3 protein-coding genes are annotated in these 3,842 nt (G+C 39.6%); all 3 read right to left on the bottom strand.

What is annotated here, in order from left to right; all coding sequences use genetic code 11:
* Positions 1 to 182: 182 nt before the first annotated feature.
* Positions 183 to 1,226: an AI-2E family transporter gene (locus tag FHQ23_RS11525; RefSeq protein ID WP_442805456.1), complete on the bottom strand. Its 1,044-nt coding sequence runs from the start codon at positions 1,224 to 1,226 to the stop codon at positions 183 to 185.
* 177 nt (positions 1,227 to 1,403) lie between these two features.
* Positions 1,404 to 2,429: a porin OmpA gene (ompA, locus tag FHQ23_RS11530; protein ID WP_139614453.1), complete on the bottom strand. Its 1,026-nt coding sequence runs from the start codon at positions 2,427 to 2,429 to the stop codon at positions 1,404 to 1,406.
* Positions 2,430 to 2,789: 360 nt separating this feature from the next.
* Positions 2,790 to 3,842 (bottom strand): porin OmpA (ompA, locus tag FHQ23_RS11535; protein ID WP_139614454.1); only part of this gene is annotated, 1,053 nt, incomplete at its 5' end.

Below are 3,842 nucleotides of genomic sequence, written 5' to 3' on the forward strand. Positions count from 1 at the left end.
TTTTCACACATTACGGTTCTCAACTCAATCAAAATAAAAAGTATATGCTACAAAAAATAGATTTTGTTTAATTTGAACCTTTTTTCTGTATTAATCAAGCTTTATTTTTATAAAAGTAGAACCAATCTCGAAAAATAGAACCAATCGAAAAACACGAAAATAGCTAGAGCGGTTAACCTGCCCTATTTTTCACCATTGCCGAGCAAATAGGCAAATCTTTCCGTCAGAGGGTTGGCTTCTAGGGCAATTTTAGTCGCCACGGTCAGTGGCACCGAGAGGAACATACCGACCATGCCAAGCAACCATCCCCAAAAAATAAGTGAAATAAATACGACCAATGTCGACAATCCCAAATGTTTTCCCATCACTTTCGGTTCTACAACATTGCCAAATATTGTATTCACTAAAAAATATGCCACGATAACTAAAATACCTTCAACCGAGCCATTAAGAATAAAAGCCTGTATCACCACCGGAATCGCAGCGATAATCGATCCAATATTTGGAATATAATTCAATAGAAAGGCAACACTTGCCCATAAAATGGCATATTGAATATTCAGTAATTTCAATATGATATAAATAGATGCTCCGGTAAGAATACTGACTAATGTTTTGATCGATAAATAGCGGATAACACTGTCAATAACCCGATAAACGTCACTTTTCAGCTGGATTTGTTCTCCTCGTGGTTGATTACTGACCAAATAAGTCAGTTTTTGTTTTGCCAGTGGAATTTCAAGCAGCATAAACACCACGATTAGGAACAATACAAAAATATTACTCAACATGCCAGACAACTGTCCTAGCATATTACTCATAAAATTCATCAGTGTATTTGGATCTAGACTTTCCAATATTCTCTTTCTCGGCAGTAGTGCTGAAATATTGTATTTCTCGGTTAATGTGGTCAACCAGCCCACTTTTTCAGATAACAGAAGCTTATATTGTGGCACCGACGCGGTAAATTCAGTTACAGAAGCTCCGACTAAGGTTGCAAAAACACTGAAAAGGGTAAAAATAAAACAGAGCAACAGGGTAATTGCAAGCCATTGCGGAACTTTATAATCAATCATTTTTTTTATTAAAGGAGAGCAAGCAATCGCAATAAATAAAGCCAATAGCAGCGGAGTGATGATGTCCGCTGCTGCTTTTATGCCCGCTAAAATAATAATTATACAAGCCGCTGTGAATATCAATTGAAGTGACGGATTATCATTTTGTATAATTTTTGGTAACACATTTTTAGACTTCATTTCATCATATCCTTTTCATCGTGACTAGGGGCTGTCTGACTGTCTATGATTGTACCTTATTTTATTACTGGAATTGCATTTATTCATTTTTAAGCATAAAAAAACCCGGACTAGCCGGGTTTTAGAAATGATAGAACAAGTGCTATATTACATAGCGACTGTTTTTGCACCTTGAACCGCAACTTCTACACGGCGATCTGGGGCTAAACAAGCGATCAACGCTTTGCGTCCTTTCACCGTGTCACAGTTGCTGCCGGTTACTGGGTTAGCTTTACCGTAACCTACTGCAGTTACGTTAGCTTGATCAACACCTTTAGAAACTAAGTAGTTCGCTACGGTTTCAGCACGTTTTTCAGATAATTTTTGGTTGTAAGCATCAGAACCGATACGGTCTGTGTAACCCGCTACATTGTAGTTAGGGCTTGCTAAACCTGAATTAGCTACTTCAGCAGTCATGCCGTCTAATGCTTCAGATCCGCCATTTTTTAAGCTGGATTTATTGAAATCAAACAATACGTCTGAGCTGAATGCGAATTTTTTAGTGATGATTTCAGGAGCTGCTGCAACGCCTTGACCGAAACGGTATGAAAGACCTGCAGTGACAGAACCGATATCTGGACGATAGTCAGTGGAGAATGAGTTGACTTTTTTACCAACATTATTTAACCATTGGTATTCAACACGCAATGCCAGTGAAGGCATAATCGCATATTCCAAACCACCGGCAAATACCGCTGAAGTTTGTAATTTGTGATCTCTTTCTACTGCTTCGCCTTTATAATCTGAACGAACTAATGCTGCACCCACACGAGCGTAAGCATCTAAGTCAGAAAGAATAGGATAGCTAGCTTTTAAGCTTAGGTGAGCACCGTGGTTAGTGTGTTTTGCTACTGTTTTACCTAATTCACGGATTTTAGCACGACCGAAATCATCGTAACCTAACTCAACTGCGAAGTTATCAGTGATTTGGTAACCACCGAAAACACCGTAAGTTACAGAGTTACGTAAGGTACCCATTGCTTCTGCTTGATCTTCAAATTGATTCAAGCCATCGTGGAAAGAAGCCCAACCTGCTTTAGCACCTGCATAGAAGGTGTTAGCTTGTGGTGCTGCTTGTGCTACAGATGCTAATGCTAAGCCAGAGATAGCTAATGCAATTGCAGTTTTTTTCATTTTGATGATCCTCTATTTGTTTTCATCTACGATACAAATTTTATAATAGTTAGAACCCACCAGCTTCAATTGAAGCCATAATTCTACTATTGAAAAAAATTGTATTTAAGTTTTGATTCACACCTGAATAAGCTGAATCGTCCCATACTCTTTATATAATAATGAATCCACTAGGTGAACTGAGTATCGCTAAATTATCCTAGTAGTCTCAAAGAAAATCAATACTTCTTACAAAAAATAGTTCTTTTTTTAAGCGGTTAAGTTAAAAAAAGTACTTTTTACCACTATTTTCACTGCTATTTAGCGATATAAAACCCGGCTACACCGGGTTTTTATTAAGCTAAAAACTGCTAGCAAACATTACATAGTGACGGTTTTCGCACCTTGAACAGATACTTCTACACGACGATCCGGGGCTAAACAAGCGATCAACGCTTTACGACCTTTCACCGTGTCACAGTTGCTGCCGGTAACCGGATTTGCTTTACCATAACCTACTGCGGTTACGTTAGTTTGCTCAACACCTTTAGAAACCAAGTAATTGGCTACAGTTTCAGCACGTTTTTCAGACAATTTTTGGTTGTAAGCATCAGAACCGATACGGTCTGTGTAACCCGCTACATTGTAGTTAGGGCTTGCTAAACCTGAATTAGCCACTTCTGTAGTCATACCATCCAATGCTTCAGAGCCACCGGCTTTTAAGCTGGATTTATTGAAATCAAACAGCACATCTGAACTGAAGGCAAATTTTTTGGTAACCACTTCAGGTGCCGCTACACCTTGACCGAAACGGTATGAAAGACCAGCCGTAACAGAGCCGACATCCGGACGGTAATCAGTTGACAATGAGTTAGATTTTTTACCGACATTATTCAACCATTGATATTCAACACGCAATGCCAAAGATGGGATGATTGCATATTCCAAACCACCAGCAAAGACGGCTGAAGTGCTTAAATCATGGCCACGACGTCCAGGGAACCCACTACCGACAAAACTGTCGTCATAAGTTTTGTAGTCAGAACGCACTAATGCCGCACCAACACGGGCATATACATCTAAATCTGCCAATACCGGGTAGCTGGCTTTCAACGTCAGGTGTGTACCATGAGCAGTGTGCTTACCGATAGTTTGTCCTTTATATTTCACTTTGTTACGACCAAAATCATCATAACCCAGCTCAACGGCTAAATTATCAGTAATTTGGTAACCACCGAACACCCCGTAAGTTACGGAGTTACGTTGATGACCTGTTTTTAAGCCATCTAGACGCTCAAACTGAGTCAACCCGTCATGATAAGATGCCCAACCGGCTTTTGCACCGGCATAGAATGTGTTTGCTTGCGGAGCAGCTTGTGCGGCTGATGCCAAAGCCAAACCTGAAATAGCCAATACAATTGCAGTTTTTTTCAT

The organism is Testudinibacter crocodili (genome assembly GCF_006228025.1).
In the GTDB taxonomy this organism is placed as follows: domain Bacteria; phylum Pseudomonadota; class Gammaproteobacteria; order Enterobacterales; family Pasteurellaceae; genus Chelonobacter.